This is a genomic window from Chitinophaga flava, from assembly GCF_003308995.1.
Taxonomy (GTDB): Bacteria; Bacteroidota; Bacteroidia; order Chitinophagales; family Chitinophagaceae; genus Chitinophaga; species Chitinophaga flava.
In genome coordinates, this window is sequence record NZ_QFFJ01000002.1 from 3,652,158 (window position 1) to 3,670,881 (window position 18,724).

The window sequence follows — 18,724 nt, forward strand, 5'->3', positions numbered from 1 at the left end:
ATGCGATAAAATAATTTACCAATTTAAAACTGCAGAGGCGGCATAGAAATTGTTATTAAACAGTTACCAAAATTTTCATTCCTATGTCCGCCAAAACAATGTTAGCCAGTCTGTGCATAATAGCCACCAATGTATTTGCACAACCATCTTCTCCAAGCGTTCAACGCAGCGAGCCTTTCCCAGAACCCACTTCCGGTGCCAACCGACTCCTATTCATGCCGGATGGGAATACGCTTTTCTTCAACTTCACACCCAGAAAGGGTATTGAGGTCACGGTTTACAATCCGAACCATCAGGTCAGTGCAACAACGCGTTCTTCTATCCGCTCCTGGAGCAACTGGCGGATGTACACGTCACAACTGCGCGGGCTATACGCCATCAATGGGCAGGCCGTGGTATTCCTGGAGCAGCAGATCCATCTGAAGCCCGCTTTGTACCGGCTTGTATTTGACGCCCATAGCGGCGCCCTGTTATCGGATACACTGGTGGCCCGTCTTTCCAGACCCAACCTACTTAATCACCATGTCGTCTCCTCTAATCCGGAAGAGATACCTTCGTTCGTGATTAAAAAGGATCCGGACAGTGATTTTTACGGTATAGCCATGACCAATATGGGCACCCGTAATGCAGCGAAGCGTATACGAGTACTACATTTCAGCCCGCATCACACCTTACTTAACGATGCATTTTTTGAGGTCCCTGACAACCACCTTAAATACATCGATGTTGCTGACATGCATGTAAACGCTGATTCAGCCGTATTCCTGGCCACATTTGCCTATAACAACGGAGTGTTTTACACCCGGAATTCGCGTATTATCATCGGCAAACTACAACCCGGACACCGGTCTTTCCAAACATCAGTACTGGAACACACGGCCAACATGCAGGTGCAGAATGCAGCACTGCAATACAACCGTCAGGATGGCCATATCTATCTGCTCACTACGGTCCAATCGCGTACCACGGAAGAAAAGCCCATCATGCGCACCAATCTGATCAATCGGTTTGCGTTGCTGATGAATGTAATCAATCCGGACAACCTAACTGTTAAGAACCATTATTTTGTTCGCCACAACCTGCTGGATACATACGCGCAGCAACATCTCCAGTACAAGTATCCCTATTATGGTGAGATACAGGATTTCAGGCTCAATCCCGATGGCTCGGTACAACTGCTCATGGAAGAAACCGATGTGACTACCCGGACTATTTATGACAGCACTCTCCTTCACTTTAAAACGCCTACCACCAATACAATCACTCATCTGGGTGGAATAGGCCTTGTAAAGCTGGGAGCTGATGGCAAAGAGCTGGATGGTTATGCCATTGCAAAAGACCAGAGAGCAGAGGCTTTCATCAATACTTTTGCGCTCAACAAACGGAATCAGTCCGGCTGGACTTTCCGTGCAGCCGACAACTGGATGAACCTTTCCGGATTCTGTTCCTACGATTTTTTCAGCGCTGATGGCAGGGATTATGTGATATACAATGATTATCCTTCCAACAAGGAAAATACCAGTGAGCGCTACCGTTCGCAGAAAACAGTATACCAGATGTCCCGTACCAACACTGTATGTGCGGTGTATGACGGTCATCAGATCAACAAAACCTGGCTTTATGGAGAGCCTGCTGCCGGCGAATCCCGCTTCACCCAGATGGAGATGATCGCCCGGAAGCCGGATGGGAAATCATTTGCCACAATGATGATTGAAAGAAAAGAAGGACACAAACAGGCCTATATCGTTTGGGTAACGCTGTAATACCCTACCTTTGGGGTAATATGCCGCACGATCCTTATCATAAAATCATAGCGCAATTAAATGCACTGGTTCATCTGGATGAAGAAGAACAGACACAGGTTCGTTCCTCGTTTGAACCAGTGCATTTTGCCAAGCGCACTGTTCTTGTTAAAGAAGGCAGTATTTGCCGTTATATGTATTTTATCAATTCCGGCTACCTCCGCACATATTATGTAAAAGAAGGGCTGGAAGTAACTAATCATATCAACTGTCCCACAGGCTTTATCACCGCTTTCAGCAGTTATATTACCGGCGCACCTTCGTATGAATATCTCGAATGTATTACTGCCTGTGAACTGCTGCGTATCCCCAAAGAGAAGCTGGACACATTGTTTGTCAACAATCATAAATGGGCGGAAGCAGGCCGTATCATTAATGAAAACGTTGTGCTGTATAATGAACAACGGACCCGCGATATCATCAGTAAAACTGCGGAAGAAAGATATCTCCAGCTGCTGGAAGAACATCCGGATTATGTTCATCATGTTCCACTACAATATATAGCCTCCTTTATAGGTGTGAAGCCTGAGTCGCTCAGCCGTATCCGGCGAACCTTACAGACACAAGGCTAAAATAAATTCCTAACATAGGTCAAGTAGTCCTGTCTCCTGCCCCCTTAATTTTGCCTTATCAAGCTGATAAATTATGAAATCACTTAAAGGTAAAACTGTATTGGTCACCGGAGCCTCATCCGGTATAGGAGAAGCATTTGCAAAACAATTTGCGGCATACGGCTGCCATCTGGTGCTCACCGCCCGCTCCGGCGACAAGCTTCATCAGACGGCCCGGGAATTGAGCAGCACCTACGATATACAAGCGACAGTCATCACAGCAGACCTGAGCAGACAGGGCGCAGGCAGGGAGCTGGCCGCAGCTATCTGGCAGCAGCAGCTGAATATCGATATCCTCATCAACAATGCCGGTTTCGGTAAATGGGCCGGTTTCCTGCAAGAGACACCGGATACCTATCAGGACATGATACAACTCAATACCACCGCTCTCGTGGAACTCTCTCACCTGTTTCTGCCACATATGCTGGAGAAAAAAAGCGGTGGCATTATCAACATAGGCTCTACCGGCTCTTTCCAGCCTGCACCTTATATCGCAGTGTATTGTGCCACCAAAGCCTTTGTGCTTAGTTTTTCCGAAGCCCTGTACGGCGAATACCGGGACAGAGGCGTTACGGTTACCGCAGTCTGTCCGGGTAATACAGAGACGGCTTTTTTCCGGGTGGCAAATGCGGATACCAAAGGGATGCCGGCAGCAACCCCGGAACAGGTAGCCAGCGAAGGTATCAGTGCTTTCCTGAAAGGTAAAAACTATATTGTCACCGGTGGATGGAGCAATTACCTGCAGTCGCTTTCCTCCCGCTTCCTCCCCCGCAAAGCTGTTATTGGTATTGTAGCCGGCATGTTCAGAAACAGGGTAAGCCATGGCTGATATTTTTGGGTAGTAAGGTAAAAGCGATTATCTTTCTACATATAAAAAATCCTTATGAGCAATACCCGGCAACTCAAAGTAATTGTTACCGGTGCGAGCGGCATGGTAGGTGAAGGTGTGATGCATGAATGTCTACAGCATCCGCAGGTGGAAGAAGTACTGGTCATCAACCGCAGGCCCTCCGGCATCGTACACCCTAAGTTAAAAGAGATCGTCCATCAGGACTTTTTTAACCTTACTCCCATTGCAGATCAGCTGCGGGATTATGATGCCTGCTATTTCTGTCTGGGCGTATCTTCTGTAGGTATGGCCCAACAACAATACTACCGGCTTACCTATACGCTCACCATGCATGTAGCGGAAACCCTGAGCCGCAGAAACAGCAATATGATATTCTGTTATATTTCCGGCGCCGGTACAGACAGCTCGGAACAAGGTCGCAGTGCCTGGGCCAGGGTAAAAGGCAAAACCGAAAACGACCTGCTGAAACTACCATTCAAAAAAGTGTATGCCTTCCGGCCCGGTTTTATCAAACCCACCAAAGGCTTAAAACATGCACATACTTTTTACAGATACATCAACTGGCTCTTCCCGATAGGAAGAGCCCTTTTCCCCAGCGGTTTTTGTACACTGGCAGAACTGGGACGTGCTATGATCAATATAACCCTGTACGGCTACGGACGACAGATCATCGAAGGAAAAGATATCATAGCCCTGGCAGGAACACCCCTCTGAAGTATCGGTAATTTTTATTTATTTTACACCCATGACAACATCCTATCTACCTTCCTACTATAACGGATTGATGAAAAAATATCCGGTGGTGACCCAAGAAGAATGGCAGTTACTGGATAGCATCGTGGTAATTAAACACATCCGTAAAGGAGAGTCCTTCCTCCGTTATGGTAAAGTAGCACGTTATTCCGCCTTCGTGATTTCCGGCCTGTTCAAATTTTCCATCCTGGATGAAGAAGGAACCGAAAAGATCATCCGTTTTGGCTTCCCCGACGACTTCCTTGCCAACTGTGAGAGTTATAATAAAAAAGCGCCTTCCGCAATCAGTATTACTGCCATGGAAGATTCCGTGATATTGCGGATCAATATCAAAAGGCTGGAACCGTTGTATCATCTGCATATGAACCTGTTGCATGTCAACCTCCAGCTGTTTCAGGAAATGTCAGAACAACAAACAGAACATCAGCAGATCCTGTCTTTAAAAAGTCCGCTGCAGCGATATCGCTTTCTACTCGAAAGACGCCCAGCCATTGTTCAGAAAATATCACTTACCAACATCGCCCGGTATCTGTATATCAGCCGCGAAGCCTTGAGCAGAGCACGTCTATACCTGCTGGACCAGAACAGGAACTTTTGTGATTGAAGTCACGGACACAGATATACTGAATGGATAGTTTTGCTTTAAAAAAATATGAAGCAAAGCATGATCTTGTTGCATGGTCTTTTTGGCGGGCTTAGTAACTGGCACGGAGTAGTTCAGAATTTTGAATCACGCTATGACATTCACATTCCGCCATTACCTATTTATGACCAACATAATCAGGACAATCTCGATTACCTGGTCAACTACCTGGAGAACTATATACAGCAACATCACCTGGAAAAGTTAATACTGATAGGCAATTCCCTCGGAGGACATGTCGCCATCCTCTATACCCACCGGCACCCGGAAATGGTCGATAAACTGATCCTGACCGGCAGCTCCGGCCTCTACGAAAACAATAGCCTGGGTAGCTTCCCCAAACGAGGCAACTATAACTATATCCGGGAACGCGTAGCCTACACATTCTATGATCCGGCCACCGCAACAGATGAACTGGTAGATGAGGTATTCAAAACTACCACCAATGCCGCCAAATGTATGCGTATCGTCCGTATGGCCAAATCAGCCCAACGCAATTATGTCGGGCCTATATTACCAGAGATACCCACCAACACTTTACTGATATGGGGAGAAGAAGACAAAATCTCGCCCCCCGATGTAGCACACGAATTTTTACAGTTCCTGCCTAATGCTTCACTGGTGATGCTGCCCAAATGCGGCCACGCCCCTATGATGGAGCTTCCTGAATTATTTAATGAATCGCTGGAGCGTTTTCTTCTCGAGTCCCAGGGCTAAAGCCCTGGGCTATGTTTGTTTTTTTCCGGAGCGGGGGAATTGGGAATAATTTAGCCATTAGGCTTAATGGTTTGCAGGAATGATGTAAGCAAATGATGATTTGTGCTGAGGTTTTGATGATTTGCAGGGATCATATAAGCGGATGATTAGCGCTGAGACATGAATGATTTTCAGGAATGATGTAAGCGGATGATTAGCGGCGGGTTTTAATGATTGCCAGGATGACAATCCAGCCCGAAATTCTTTTATTCATAGCAGCTGCTGCGAATAAAAGAATTTCGGGCTGGCCTTTATAATTTCCCAGGGGGCTAGCGCGAACTGCCAACAATTTTAGCCCAGGGCTTCAGCCCTGGGATTGGTTCTTTTTTTGGAAAACCAATTTTATTTCGTCAATTTTGGTGTTACATAAATAACCGATTTGGAAAAGTACAGAGACAGGATAGAAAAGATAAGTATAACGATGGAGAGCCTGGGGCTGACCCCGGTAGCTGCGCGTGTGTATATCTATCTGTTGCTCAGTGAAGAACATCAGGCGACTTTTGAACAGATCGTTGATTATTTTAAAGTGAGCAAAAGTGCTGTTTCGAATGCCCTCAAGATGCTGGAGTCTGTAAAGATGATAGAGTCTAAAACCATTGGTGGGCAAAGAAAACGCTACTTTTCCGCCAACCTGCGTAATATCTTCCGGGAAGAATATCTGACAGCCAGAATTAAAGTGTTTTTTGATATCATGGACGATGTCAGATCTATCCGGGAGATAGATGATGATTTCAGCAAAGAATTGGAAGATGTGTCGATACTGTATAAGATGATGCTGGTGGAAATTCCGATGATGCTGGAAAGGTGGAGAAGAACCGTTGCTTTGAATAGAAAAGACAAATAGTTTCTTTTTGCCGGCCTTTTAGTTCTCAAAGTTCAGAACTAAAAGAATAACAATGACTCAGATGAAAAAAAGTATCATTTTACTTTTGCTGGTTACCTATGCCACAGGATCAGCAGGGCAATCCATGCCCTTAAAGGATACAGCCGCACCTGCCACCACCTGGGATCTGCAGCAATGCCTGGACTATGCCAACAGCCACAACAACGAACTCCTTGCCAAAGCCCATTCCGTTAATGCCGCCATCCTGGACAGCAAAGCAGCCTTATTAAAACTAGCTCCAGACATCACCATCAGAGCGGAGGTAGACAACTACTGGAAGATACCAGTACAGGTATTTCCAGGTGAACTGGTTGGCCAGCCTTCCGGCACCTTTGTACCCATAAGGATGGGAACCCCGTGGATGGGCAACTATGGCGCAGATGCAGACCTTCCGCTGGCAGACCTGCAGACATGGCAGAATATCAAACTGGCCAGACTGCAACAGCAATCCGGCCAGAGCGAATACCACGCTCTCCAACGCAGCCTGCTGAAAAACGTACGAATGGCCTACTACAACGTACAGCAACAAATGGAATACCTGGACGTATGTAACCGCCTCTATGGAAACTACCACCAGATCCACGACCTGATTTCCCTTCAGCTCAATAAAGGATTTACGGATAAAATCACTTTTAATCAATCAGCCACCTTGCTGAAAACCAGACAGGAAGCTGTAGACAAAGCACAGGTAGGCCTCGAGGAAGCCTATCTGGATCTCAGATTCTGGATGGGCTATCCACTGAATGGTAAATTAACCATCACAGCTGCAACAACTTTGCCCCCTCTGGAAATCAGTGACTACAATACAACACAGCTCCCCGATTACGAAACAGAGCAACTGAAAGTGCAAGTAGCTAAACAACAATATCGTAATGCCTATACAGCCCTATACCCCACCCTGCATTTCAAAGGTTCCTACCAACAGCTGGGCTTTGGTGATCACCTCAATTTTATAACCCATTCGCCCTGGTTTACCGTAGGCTATGCAGGTGTAGCATTACGCCTCCCACTGTCAGCAGCCAATTTCTCCAACAGGCCCCGCAACCAGAAAGCCTTATGGCTGGCCGCCGCCACACGGTTCAAACATTATACATCCGAGCAGGAAAAAAAATATCTGGAAGAAAAATTATTACTGGAAAAAGCTTCACGAGATATACAACGGCAAAAGGAAAACATACGCCTGTCAGAAGAAAACGAAACACTCAGCAGCCAGAAAATCAACAAAGGTATCATCGATATGATACAGTTGAGGGAAGTACAGCAGGACCTGTACGATGCGCAAGCCAAGCTGAATGAGGCCCGGATGGACTTTTACAAACACTTCACCGAACTTAACTACTTACAAAATCAATAAAGGACCTGCATGAAAAAGTTTTTGATCATAGCACCCGCTGTTTTCATGGCTGTTGCCTGCAAACAAAAAACTGCTACCTATACCGTACAGTCACGCACCCTGAACGAAGCTGTATATGCTTCGGGAGAGATCATGCCTGAAGCATATTATTTCCTGAAATCCAATGTAGCCGACCTGCTGATGAAAGTGATGGTAAAAGAAGGTGATGCGGTTCATAAAAATGAAGTGATGGCTGTATTAGGCACGCCCAGCCAGTTAACACAGGAAGACATTCTTCATAGCCAGGTAGCCCTGGCTGGTAAAAATGCACAACCAGGTTCCTCATCACTTAGTGAGTTGCAAAAACGTATCGCCTTGGCCAAAGTCCAGCAGGAACAAGACGCCCTGAATGCCGACCGTTATACTGAACTGGCCAAAAGCCAGGCTGTTTCCGAAAAAGATGCAGAACAGGCCAGGATGCAGGCTGCCAGCAGCGCTACAACTTACAAGACATTACAGGAACAATATCTTACCCAGCAACATGAACTGACCGAAAAACTGCTGCAGGCACGTCAGCAGCTGGCTGCCACCAGCCAGGGCAGGGAAGGCAAAATATTAAAAAGCCCGGTTGACGGATATGTATACAAGGTTTATCTCAAAGAAGGAGAACTGGCACAGCTGAATGATCCCGTACTGATGGTGGGTTTGCCTGGGCAGTTCAAACTGGAGCTGCTGGTAGACGAACGCGATATCAGCAAAGTAAAGATTGGCCAGAAAGTATATTTTGAAACAGACGTATATAAAGGCAGGCAGTTTGCAGCCAGCGTCAATAAGATCATTCCGCTGCTGCAAAAAGAAAGCCGCAGCTTTCAGGTAGAAGCGGCCGTACAGGACACTGCACAGTTTTATCCTCAATCGTCTGTAGAAGCCAACATCCTTGTTCGGGAGCATATCACTGCCTTGGTGGTGCCTGCAGACTATCTGCTGAAAGGCGACAGCGTATACCTGCAACAAGGCAGCAAACTTCATAAAACAGCCGTCCTTACCGGCATCCGCAACGGCAGCTGGGTGGAAGTTAAATCAGGCCTCAAAGCCGGTGATGTGATCGCTATAAAAGAATGACACATGAAACTACTTACCAACATAAAACTGGCCGCCTCCATTGCCCTCACCCATATGCGTGCGAGGTTGAAACAAACCATCATTGCCACGGTGGGCGTCACCTTTGGCATTACCGTGTTTATATTCATGGTCAGCTTTATACAGGGCTCCAATGATTTTGTTAAAGCAGTAGCCTTCGAACAGTCACCACATCTGCGGCTGTACAACGAAGTACAGACTTCTCCCCAAAGTGTATTGGACAAGGCAGATCCACATGTGATTAATATCGTGGCCCATGAAAAACCCAAAGATATTTTACTTAACCTGAAAGATGGCCGGCAGATTGTACAACAACTGCAGCAGGACCCTCGTGTGGCCGCCATCTCCGGGTCTGTGAACACCCAGGTGTTTTACCGCCTTGGCTCCAGCACGATCAATGGCACGATCAACGGCATCCGTTTTGAAGAGGAAAATCCCCTTTTTCATCTACAGGCTAAACTGCTGGAAGGCAGCTTCCAGGAGCTGTCTACGTTGCCCAACAGCCTGGTATTAGGCGTAGGACTAGCCAAACGGCTTAATGTAAAAACCGGCGACCGGATAGAACTCACCACCGAAAAAGGCAACAATTTTTCCGTAAAAGTGGTGGGCATCTTCAAAACAGGAATGACAGACATTGACAAACAACAAAGTTACGCCAGCCTCAATACCGTACAGCGTTTTCTGGAAGTGCCGGCCTCCTATATCACCGACATAAAAATAAAACTACATGATATGGAACTGGCCCCGGAGATGAGCCGGGAGCTGCAGGATAAATACGGCTTTCATGGCTCTGACTGGAAACAGGACAACGCCGCGCTACTGGAAGGAGACTCACTCCGTAAGATGATCGTTTACGGTGTAGCCATCACTATTTTGCTGGTAGCTGGTTTTGGCATCTTCAACATCCTCACCATGATGATCTATGAAAAGATGAAAGACATCGCCATTCTGAAAGCCATGGGCTTCTCCGATTCAGATATCCGCTGGATCTTTCTGGTACAGGCCCTGATCATAGGCATCGCCGGCGCATTGATGGGACTGGTATTTGGTTTTCTGGTGGCCTATGGCATCTCCAAAATGCCTTATCATAGCGATGTGATGATCACACTGGACCATCTGCCGGTGAGTTTCAGCATGGTGTATTACGTTACCGGCTTTACTTTCGGTATTCTCACTACTACCCTGGCGGGCTACCTGCCTTCCCGCAAAGCCGCTAATGTAGACCCTATCACTATTTTAAGAGGATAACATGAACCTGATAGAAGTAAGGAACATCAACAAGTATTTTTTTCAGCCGGCCCGTTTACAGGTGCTGACAGATGTGAATTTTGATATAGAGCAGGGAAAGTTTATCTCCATTACTGGTAAATCCGGCAGTGGCAAGTCTACCCTGTTATATCTGTTATCCACTATGGACACCGATTTTGATGGCAGTATCCGGATCAACAATGAAGAGATGCGTGGCAAGAAAAACGGATGGCTGGCCGATTTCAGGAACCACCATATTGGTTTTGTGTTTCAGTTTCACTATCTGCTGCCAGAGTTCAGTGTACTCCGGAATGTGATGCTGCCTGCGCTCAAGCTGGCTAGGTACAGTCCAGCAGAAATAGAGCACCGGGCTATGGACATACTGCAACTACTAGACGTTTCCGAGCAGGCCACCAAACGGGCATCTCTCCTTTCCGGCGGCCAGCAGCAGCGGGTAGCCATTGCCCGCGCGCTGATCAACGAGCCACTGATTATCATGGGTGATGAGCCTACCGGTAATCTGGACAGTCATAATGCCGCTATCGTATTTGATCTTTTCAGGCAGCTGTCTGCCGAAAAAGGCCAAACCATCCTCACGGTTACCCATGATGAAGATTTCGCCCGGCGTTCAGACCATATTATTCACCTGGTAGATGGCAGAATTGCAGATTGAAAAAGCAACTCACGTTAAAGACTATACGATCCACTAATACTAAATAGCCAGCATTAATTCTGCTTTCCCCAAGCCAATAATAAGCTGATTTCAATTTTAGCCCAGGGCTTCAGCCCTGGGAAATTGTTGTAAATTGTTGATACAAATACAGCTGTTATGCTCTCTACGCACCATCAGGTTTTTATTGAAGTAGCCAGAGAGAAAAGTTTCTCCAGGGCCAGTCAGACGTTGTTTATATCGCAGCCAGCCATCAGCAAACATGTAAAGTACCTGGAGGAGTATTACAAGACCAGGCTTTTTGAGCGCAAAGGCATACAGATTTCACTGACAGATGCCGGCAGTTATTTACTGAAGCGTTTGTTACAGGTAGAAAACATACAGGCGGAAACGGAATTTGAGATGGCGGCCTTTAGCGACAAGCATCAGGCCAAGGGTGTACTGAAACTGGGTGCCAGTACTACGGTGGCGCTGTATATCCTGCCTAAAGTACTTTCTGTATTTCAACAGGAGTATCCGCAGGTAGAGATCAATCTGCTGAATCGCAATGCGGAAATTGTGCTGGAGGCGTTGCTTAATCAGGATATCAACCTGGGTATTATTGAAGGCCGGGGAAAACTGACGAATGTGGTGTACCATCCGTTTATCAACGACCAGGTGATTGCAGTTTGTGGCCGGAAAAGTGATTTTTCCAAAACGCGGCACTATCCTTTGAAAGCGGTGTTACAAATGCCGGTAGCCCTGCGGGAAAGAGGCAGTGGTACGCTGGAAGCGCTGAAGTATGCATTGCAGAAAAACAAGACCGGCATCAACGATCTGCAGGTAAAAGCGCGGCTGGGTGGCACCGAGGCATTAAAGAACTTCCTGATAGAATCGGGCTGTATTGGTTTTCTGCCCAAACGTTCGGTGCTGAAGGAATTAAAGCAGGGAGATCTTACGGAAATTTCCTTTGAAGGGTTGCATATAGAAAGAAGTTTTTACTTCATTCAGCGGAAAGGAGAAACGAATGAACTGAATAAAAAACTAATTCGCTTCGCCAGAAGCATTTATAACCAATAGTTATAGGTTATAACCAAAACGACATCTGTTTGTTATAGGTCATTCCTACATTTACAGGGAATGACGATTACACGAAAAAACATATCATTGGCGACTGCATTGCAGTGTCCCCGTTGCGGAAGATTATACGACGCAGGGATATTGCAATCTTATGCCACCTGTTGTCAGCAACCACTGATAACGATTTATAGTGGTGATTTACCAGACCCATCCTTCCTGAACGGGCGGGAGCATACTATATGGCGGTACCGGGAGATGCTGCCAGTGATGGACCCATGGTATATTGTAAGCCTGGGCGAAGGTGGAACACCTTTGCACCGGTTATCTGCCGTGAGTCAGAAACTGGGGGTACGGGTGCTGTTAAAGGATGAAAGTATGAATCCCACCGGTTCTTTCAAGGCAAGGGGCATCAGTGTGGCCGTATCCAAAGCGCTGGAACTGGGCGTCAACCACTGTATCATGCCCTCTGCCGGCAATGCCGGTGGCGCCCTGAGTGCCTATTGTGCCAAAGCTGGTATCAAAGCCACCGTAATAATGCCTCGGCATACACCTGCCACCTTACTGGAAGAATGTCGTTTGCACGGTGCAGAACTGATACTGGCAGATGGCCTGATAGACCGCTGCGGCCAGATAGCCCGTCAGCTGGTGAAAGAAACCGGCGCCTTCGATATGTCCACGCTGAAAGAACCCTACCGCCTGGAAGGGAAAAAAACCATGGGTTACGAAATAGCGGAGCAGCTGCACTGGCAGCTGCCCGATGTCATCATATATCCTACCGGCGGCGGTACTGGCCTGATAGGCATGTGGAAAGCCTTCAGGGAAATGCAGCAGCTGGGCTGGATTGGTAGCAAACTACCCAGAATGATCATTATTCAATCTCAAAATTGTGCACCTATGGTTCAGTACATTAAAAACGGAAACCTGCCTGAAGATTTTCAGGCCTATCCTTCGAAAGCCTATGGTCTGGCTGTTCCACAGCCTTTTGCAAAAGACATGATGCGGGAAGTAATTCAGCAAAGTGATGGTAAGGCGCTTACCATAACAGAAGATGAAATGGAAGAAGGCATCCGGGAAATGGCCACCACCGAAGGTATATTACTATCACCGGAGGGTAGCGCCACCTATATGGGCCTCAAAAAACTCATTGAAAAAGACTGGGTTCAGGAAGATGAGGAAGTGCTGTTGTTTAACACCGGCTCATGGTACAAATACCGTTAACGATCACCTGTTCTATCAACAATATCAAGCCGCGCGACGCTCATGTTTGCGCGGCTTTTCATACTTATACACTTTCCCCACACTATTAAGCTTTATTTTCCTTCTTCCCTGCCTTCAAATAATGCTGCCAGGAATTTTTTGGACTTCATGCTCTCATACTTAAAAGCCCCTAGTGTGACAGCATACATCAACAAGCACAACAATGCCTGTGACAGAAAAGGTATATTCCCGAATATACCCAACGGAATGATATCCGCTCCGGTGCTTGATTTAACACTAAACAAAATCATGGACATCAGCAGCAGCCAGATCACCAAAAAAACGCAGACAAATACCGACATCCTCATCTTTATTTTTATCGCGGTATGCACTACTTCATGTGTCACCACACCAGTGATCTCCGGCAGGAAAGAATTACGATAGTTGATAATCCGCTTGATCACAAATTTATTTCCCCGGAAAGCTCCTTCATAAGGCCTGTCAGTGTCCAACTGTGGTCTGAAACTAATAAAAGCTGTGCGGCGTTTCAAATTCAGTTTTTCCTCCAGCCTTTTCTTCACTTCCTCCGGAGACAAATTGCTTATAAGGGTATAATCTTCAAATGGAACAAGTTTCACAGGTATCTATTTGGGTTATATAAGATCAGCAGATTGCTGTTAATAGGTATTATAAAAAACGGCAGTATCCTTCATTTTTCTCTTTTCCCATTGCAGGAGTTCCAGCTCCGGGGAAGTATAAAATCCATCTGTATGTCCCAGGCACAAATAGGCTACCAGCTTGTTTTCTGCCGGCGCCTTTAATATATTCTTTACCTGCTCCGGATCCAGAATACTCACCCATCCTACCCCTATATTCAGCGCTCTGGCCATCAGCCAGATGTTTTGTACCGCGCATACCACGCTGTACAAACCTACCTCTTCCATCGAAGTTTGCCCTAACACCGGTTTGCCAGCCGGCTTATAAAAGACGGCTATATTCACCGGTGCTTCCAGAATACCTTCCAGCTTCAGCCGGATATATTCCGGTTGTTTATCTGTGTCAAACAACGAAATGGCTTTTTCATTCTCTGCCGCAAAGCTGTCTTTTATCTGTTGCTTTACCTGATTATCTTCAATCAGCACAAACTCCCAGGGCTGGGAGAACCCTACTGAAGGCGCGTGCAATGCGGCATCCAGTATTTTATTGAGTGTTTCAGGTTCAATAGGTTTATCAAGAAAACGGTTGCCCCGAACATCCCGTCTGTTTACAATCACATCTTCCAGAACAGTAGCTTCTGCTGCTGTGAACAATTTACCATTTAGTATATCCATGTGGTCGCCAATGATCATCGAAGATATCGACTTCAATTTAATTTATCCAATTTCGAATAAAACAGCCTGAGGTTGGCTGATAACATTTCCGGTAGAAAACTGTTTCATAGACGGGAGACAGGCACTGAGAATGTCGCAAATCACCTCTTTAAAGTCGTCCTATCCCCCCAGGGGACAATATGAACCGTTTTATCTTTGAATAACCCCTACTATTATTCAATAGCTATTAAAATAAAAATTATGGCAAAGAAAATCACTTCCCAAAGAATTACACCATGTCTGTGGTTTGACAAAGAGGTGGAAGAAGCCGTGAAATTTTATACCGGTATCTTCCCCAACTCATCCATAGGCCGTATTTCCTATTACACCAAAGAAGGGTTTGAGATCCATCACATGCCGGAAGGTACTGTTCTCACTGTAGAGTTCACCCTTGACGGGCAGGAGTTCATGGCTCTCAATGGCGGGCCTTTATTTCGATTCAACGAAGCGGTTTCTTTTGTGGTTAACTGTGAAAACCAGGAAGAGATCGATTATTACTGGGAGAAATTGCGGGTAGGCGGCGACCCTAAGTCAGAGCAATGTGGATGGCTAAAAGATCAATTCGGCCTCTCCTGGCAGGTGGTACCCGTACAACTGGGAGATATGATGACAGACAAGGATATCAACCGGGTGAACCGGGTGATGGCTGCTATTTTCAAAATGAAAAAAATGGACCTCCGTGCACTGGAAGAAGCTTACGCCTCTGTCCCTGCCTGATAACGGTCATGGATATACTTTTTCAGAAAGACACCTGTCAGGGACCTATCCCCCTCAAGTATCCCTGCAGGTGTCCCTTCAAACAGGATGCTCCCTCCTTCCTTCCCGGCTCCCGGCCCCATATCAATGATCCAGTCGGCCTGACAGACTACATCCAGGTTATGTTCTATAACGATCACAGTACTACCGCTGTCTACCAGCCGGTTCAGCAAACCAATCAAATGGTGCACATCCGACAAGTGAAGACCAGTGGTAGGTTCATCCATCACGTAGATATTACCGCTCTTTTCCAGTTCTGTAGCCAGTTTAATACGTTGCCGCTCTCCGCCGGAAAGGGAATTTAATGGCTGTCCCAGTGAAAGATAATTCAGTCCTACTGCGCTAAGCTGGTTCAATACTTTCAGCACTGCTGCTTCAGTAAAAAATGTCTGCGCTTCTGCCACGTTCATCTGTAACACTTCATCGATGCTCCGGCCACGCAGCGTGTACCCCAGCACTTCGGGTGTAAAACGGCGCCCCTGACATACTTCGCAGGTGGTGGCCACCGTATCCATAAAAGCCAGATCAGTGTAGGTAACGCCCAATCCTTTGCAAGCCGGACAGGCGCCAGCGGAATTAAAACTGAACAGGCCGGCGCTCACCTGATTCGCACGGGCAAACAGATCCCTTACCATATCTGCTATTCCCGTATAGGTGGCAGGGTTAGAACGTATCGACCCGGGCAGGGCATGCTGATTGATACTGATGATATCGGGAAACTGCTGTGCCAGCACTCCATTGATCAGGCTACTTTTGCCGGAGCCGGCCACACCGGTAACGACCGTCATCACGCCAAGCGGAATATCCGTACTGACATCTTTGAGGTTATGCAGTTTTGCATGTCTGATGGGCAGCACATCCGTAAAAGGCCTCAGTGCTTTTTTGAGTTGCGGTTTCTTCCGCAGATATTGTCCGGTAAGGGTATTAGCGGACAACAGGCCCTGAAAACTTCCCTGGTATACGATGGCGCCGCCTTCTTTTCCGGCGCCGGGCCCCATGTCTATGATATGATCGGCCACTTTGATCACATCGGGGTCGTGTTCTACTACCAGTACGGTGTTGCCTTTGTCACGCAGACTTTGCATGAGTGCATTCAGCTGGTGTACATCACGGGGATGCAGGCCGGTACTGGGTTCATCAAAAATATAAGCCATATCACTCAGACTGCTGCCGAGATGTTTCACCATCTTTACCCGTTGTGATTCTCCACCGGAGAGCGTAGCCGTTTCCCGGTCCAGGCTAAGGTATCCCAGCCCGATACCGGCCAGGTGTTCCAGTCGTTCTATAATGGCGGCCGTAACGGTATGAGCCTGTGATGTATTGATAGTCCGGACTTCTTCCACCAGATCACTTACCTCCATAGCTGCATATGCAGCAATATTTTTCCCCTTGATTTTACAGGCCAGCACCTGCTGATTGAGCCTCGCTCCCTGACATTCAGGACAAACACCTTTGGTCACTACCCGCCGCAGGGCCTGCTGATCTACCCTTTTGGTTTCTTCTTCGTCCTTGCCCAGAAAACGTTTGGTGAACCGGGGGATTACCCCTTCGTATTTGGCCGAAGGCCACCACCCCGGCGCCGGATGGGTGGGCCTGATCTCTTCCTGATACAGTAGCAGGTCCCATTCCTGCGGTGTATAATCTTTTAGTTTTTTATTATTGTCGAAATACCCGGATAAAACAAACCGCTTCCACAGCGCAGTGCCTACGCCAAACAATGGGAACAGGATCGCGCCTTCGTTGAGCGATTTGTTTTTATCAAACAGGCGGTCGATGTTGATGGTATCTATCGTTCCCAGGCCCTCGCAGCGGGGACACATTCCTTCGGGGTGATTAAAGGAGAAGATATTGGAATACCCGGTAAATGGTTTTCCTATGCGGGAAAATAGTAAACGAAGCAGGGAATAGATATCTGTCACAGTACCGACCGTAGACCTGGCATTACCTCGGATCTGTTTCTGGTCTATGATGATTGCCGGACTAAGGTTTTCGATCATGTCTACCTCCGGCTGGCCATAATGTGGCAGACGGTGACGGACAAAACTGCTGAACATTTCATTCAGCTGCCGCTGTGCTTCTGCTGCGATAGTATCAAATACCAATGAAGATTTACCGGAGCCTGAAACGCCTGTCAATACTGTAATCTGTTGTTTGGGTATGTTTACGCAGATGTTTTTCAGGTTGTTTTCCCGTGCTCCCCTGATCTTTATTTCATCCCTGATGACAGCCATTTTATATTGATTTATGGGTAAACAAGATGATGGGTTATTTTTTTATTTACTTAACAAAGTTAATGATTAACTTTGTTAAGTAAATATTTTTTTACTGATGAGCACAGAAGCGGAACAATTTGAACAGGCTTACACTGACCTGCAATGCCTGATCATTGCACAGGTCAATAAATTCAGCACGGAGAAACTGACGGCCACCCAGTTTCTGATACTGGATGTTATCATAAAGCAAGGAGACCGGACCACCAGCCAGCTGGCTGATTATTTCCGTATCACAGCCCCGGCCATCTCCCGGCAGATCAGGAAACTAATGAGTGATGGGTTAGTCATACAGAAGCGGGATGATACAGACCGCAGAAGTTATTTTAACAGTATCACGCCTAAAGGCAGGAAACTGGTGAATGAGGCTGGTAAACTCAGGAAGACCATGACCACGGAAATAAGCAGGATACTGACGGCAGAAGACCGGAAAACATTTATAAGACTCTGTCATCATATCACTTCCCGGATATCTATCGGGAAGTCTTAACAGATCAGTGAAGGCAATAAACATACAGGCCTTACCCTGGCGGGTAAGCGCATGGCTGTTCCGTCATCTGAAAATGGACTAAACCTCCCCTTTGGTGATCTTTCTGAACACGATTATTCTTCGTGTCACAAAGCCCATATGTTCATACAATCGAATAGCCCGTTCATTTGCAACTGACACATGCAACATGGAGGTCACTCCTTCTTCTGCATGTTGATGGCATAGCCGTGTGATAAGCTGCTGCGCATATCCTCTACCGGTATATGCAGGATCTGTAACAATGGCACTTAGTTCAGTAAAGCCGCTCATACGCATCCGTTCTCCTGCCATGGCCACCAGCCGTCCTTCCTGCCAAATACCATAATAGGTGCCCAACAAACGGGTGTCTGGATTATAATAACCCGGCTGCACCTTATTTACCAGCTCATACATAGCAGTGGCATCATCGGCTGTCAGCATGGTAATATTTACAGGTTCCTTTACAGGAAGCACCACCTGTGACCGCAGTATCATTTGCGCACAGGGCAACTCATTTACCACCTGCCAGCCAGCCGGCAGTACGGGCAGCTCCCCGACCAGGTAAAAAGATTCTCCTTCGTTTATCCATGGCTGTAAGTCTTCCAAAACATTTTGTTCTGCATCTTCACAGGCAATAAAGGAAAGAATCTCCCTCCGGTATCTTTTCACCCGATCCGTTCCCATCGACAAAGGTGCCTGGCTAGTTGCCAGTGCGTTCCACACCGGATTATCCAATAATATCTCACTCATAATTATTCAATATAAAGTTTACAAGCTATAAAAAATTTAATAAAACCAACAATAACCTGTAAGGTTGATGCTATACATTTTCGTGTTGTCAGCAGCTATCATCACCTTCTTCAGGTAAGATCTTC

General features: G+C 46.8%; 19 protein-coding genes. 15 read left to right on the forward strand and 4 right to left on the reverse strand.

Features of this window, described 5'->3' with window-relative positions; all coding sequences use genetic code 11:
* Positions 1–83 precede the first annotated feature (83 nt).
* The 13 genes from DF182_RS29740 to DF182_RS29800 all read left to right on the forward strand — a co-directional run bounded on the left by DF182_RS29740 (position 84) and on the right by DF182_RS29800 (position 12,966).
* Complete coding sequence (locus DF182_RS29740) at positions 84–1,763, forward strand: hypothetical protein (RefSeq protein WP_113619396.1); 1,680 nt, start codon at positions 84–86, stop codon at positions 1,761–1,763.
* 20 nt (positions 1,764–1,783) lie between these two features.
* The gene (locus DF182_RS29745; protein ID WP_113619771.1) at positions 1,784–2,374 is read left to right on the forward strand and encodes a Crp/Fnr family transcriptional regulator; all 591 of its coding nucleotides are present in this window, start codon (positions 1,784–1,786) and stop codon (positions 2,372–2,374) included.
* Between the two features lie 73 nt (positions 2,375–2,447).
* On the forward strand, positions 2,448–3,242 hold the full coding sequence (locus DF182_RS29750) for an SDR family NAD(P)-dependent oxidoreductase (protein WP_113619397.1): 795 nt from the start codon (positions 2,448–2,450) through the stop codon (positions 3,240–3,242).
* Positions 3,243–3,296: 54 nt separating this feature from the next.
* Entirely contained in the window at positions 3,297–3,977 is a 681-nt protein-coding gene (locus DF182_RS29755) for an NAD-dependent epimerase/dehydratase family protein (RefSeq protein WP_113619398.1), read from the forward strand.
* A gap of 31 nt (positions 3,978–4,008) precedes the next feature.
* Positions 4,009–4,620, forward strand: a complete 612-nt coding sequence (locus tag DF182_RS29760; protein ID WP_113619399.1) for a Crp/Fnr family transcriptional regulator — start codon at positions 4,009–4,011, stop codon at positions 4,618–4,620.
* A 48-nt stretch (positions 4,621–4,668) separates the two neighbouring features.
* Positions 4,669–5,376 (forward strand): alpha/beta fold hydrolase, encoded by a 708-nt coding sequence (locus DF182_RS29765; RefSeq protein ID WP_113619400.1) that lies wholly within the window; start codon positions 4,669–4,671, stop codon positions 5,374–5,376.
* A gap of 418 nt (positions 5,377–5,794) precedes the next feature.
* Positions 5,795–6,259: a GbsR/MarR family transcriptional regulator gene (locus DF182_RS29770; protein ID WP_147243590.1), complete on the forward strand. Its 465-nt coding sequence runs from the start codon at positions 5,795–5,797 to the stop codon at positions 6,257–6,259.
* A 61-nt stretch (positions 6,260–6,320) separates the two neighbouring features.
* A complete protein-coding gene (locus DF182_RS29775; protein WP_161964315.1) occupies positions 6,321–7,652 on the forward strand; it encodes a TolC family protein in 1,332 nt (443 codons plus the stop codon).
* Between the two features lie 9 nt (positions 7,653–7,661).
* Positions 7,662–8,753, forward strand: coding sequence for an efflux RND transporter periplasmic adaptor subunit (locus DF182_RS29780; RefSeq protein ID WP_113619403.1), 1,092 nt, complete (start codon positions 7,662–7,664; stop codon positions 8,751–8,753).
* Between the two features lie 3 nt (positions 8,754–8,756).
* On the forward strand, positions 8,757–10,019 hold the full coding sequence (locus tag DF182_RS29785) for an ABC transporter permease (protein ID WP_211327244.1): 1,263 nt from the start codon (positions 8,757–8,759) through the stop codon (positions 10,017–10,019).
* A 1-nt stretch (position 10,020) separates the two neighbouring features.
* Entirely contained in the window at positions 10,021–10,692 is a 672-nt protein-coding gene (locus tag DF182_RS29790) for an ABC transporter ATP-binding protein (RefSeq protein ID WP_113619404.1), read from the forward strand.
* Between the two features lie 156 nt (positions 10,693–10,848).
* On the forward strand, positions 10,849–11,748 hold the full coding sequence (locus DF182_RS29795; protein WP_113619405.1) for a LysR family transcriptional regulator: 900 nt from the start codon (positions 10,849–10,851) through the stop codon (positions 11,746–11,748).
* A gap of 60 nt (positions 11,749–11,808) precedes the next feature.
* On the forward strand, positions 11,809–12,966 hold the full coding sequence (locus tag DF182_RS29800; RefSeq protein WP_113619406.1) for a threonine synthase: 1,158 nt from the start codon (positions 11,809–11,811) through the stop codon (positions 12,964–12,966).
* A 92-nt stretch (positions 12,967–13,058) separates the two neighbouring features.
* On the opposite strand, the gene DF182_RS29805 is transcribed toward DF182_RS29800, so the two are convergent.
* Positions 13,059–13,583 carry a hypothetical protein gene (locus DF182_RS29805; protein WP_113619407.1) on the reverse strand — a complete coding sequence of 175 codons (525 nt, stop codon included), beginning with the start codon at positions 13,581–13,583 and terminating at the stop codon, positions 13,059–13,061.
* A 39-nt stretch (positions 13,584–13,622) separates the two neighbouring features.
* Positions 13,623–14,276, reverse strand: coding sequence for a 5,6-dimethylbenzimidazole synthase (gene bluB / locus DF182_RS29810; RefSeq protein WP_113619773.1), 654 nt, complete (start codon positions 14,274–14,276; stop codon positions 13,623–13,625).
* A gap of 240 nt (positions 14,277–14,516) precedes the next feature.
* On the opposite strand from bluB, the gene DF182_RS29815 reads away from it, so the two are divergent.
* Positions 14,517–15,032, forward strand: a complete 516-nt coding sequence (locus DF182_RS29815) for a VOC family protein (RefSeq protein ID WP_113619408.1) — start codon at positions 14,517–14,519, stop codon at positions 15,030–15,032.
* Here the strand turns inward: DF182_RS29815 and DF182_RS29820 are convergent.
* Entirely contained in the window at positions 15,011–17,302 is a 2,292-nt protein-coding gene (locus tag DF182_RS29820) for an ATP-binding cassette domain-containing protein (RefSeq protein WP_113619409.1), read from the reverse strand. The genes DF182_RS29815 and DF182_RS29820 overlap by 22 nt on opposite strands.
* A gap of 97 nt (positions 17,303–17,399) precedes the next feature.
* Here DF182_RS29820 and DF182_RS29825 point away from each other — a divergent pair, with 97 nt between their 5' ends.
* Positions 17,400–17,831 (forward strand): MarR family winged helix-turn-helix transcriptional regulator, encoded by a 432-nt coding sequence (locus DF182_RS29825; RefSeq protein ID WP_113619410.1) that lies wholly within the window; start codon positions 17,400–17,402, stop codon positions 17,829–17,831.
* Between the two features lie 78 nt (positions 17,832–17,909).
* Here DF182_RS29825 and DF182_RS29830 read toward each other — a convergent pair whose 3' ends face one another.
* A complete protein-coding gene (locus tag DF182_RS29830) occupies positions 17,910–18,599 on the reverse strand; it encodes a GNAT family N-acetyltransferase (RefSeq protein ID WP_113619411.1) in 690 nt (229 codons plus the stop codon).
* Between the last annotated feature and the right edge of the window lie 125 nt (positions 18,600–18,724).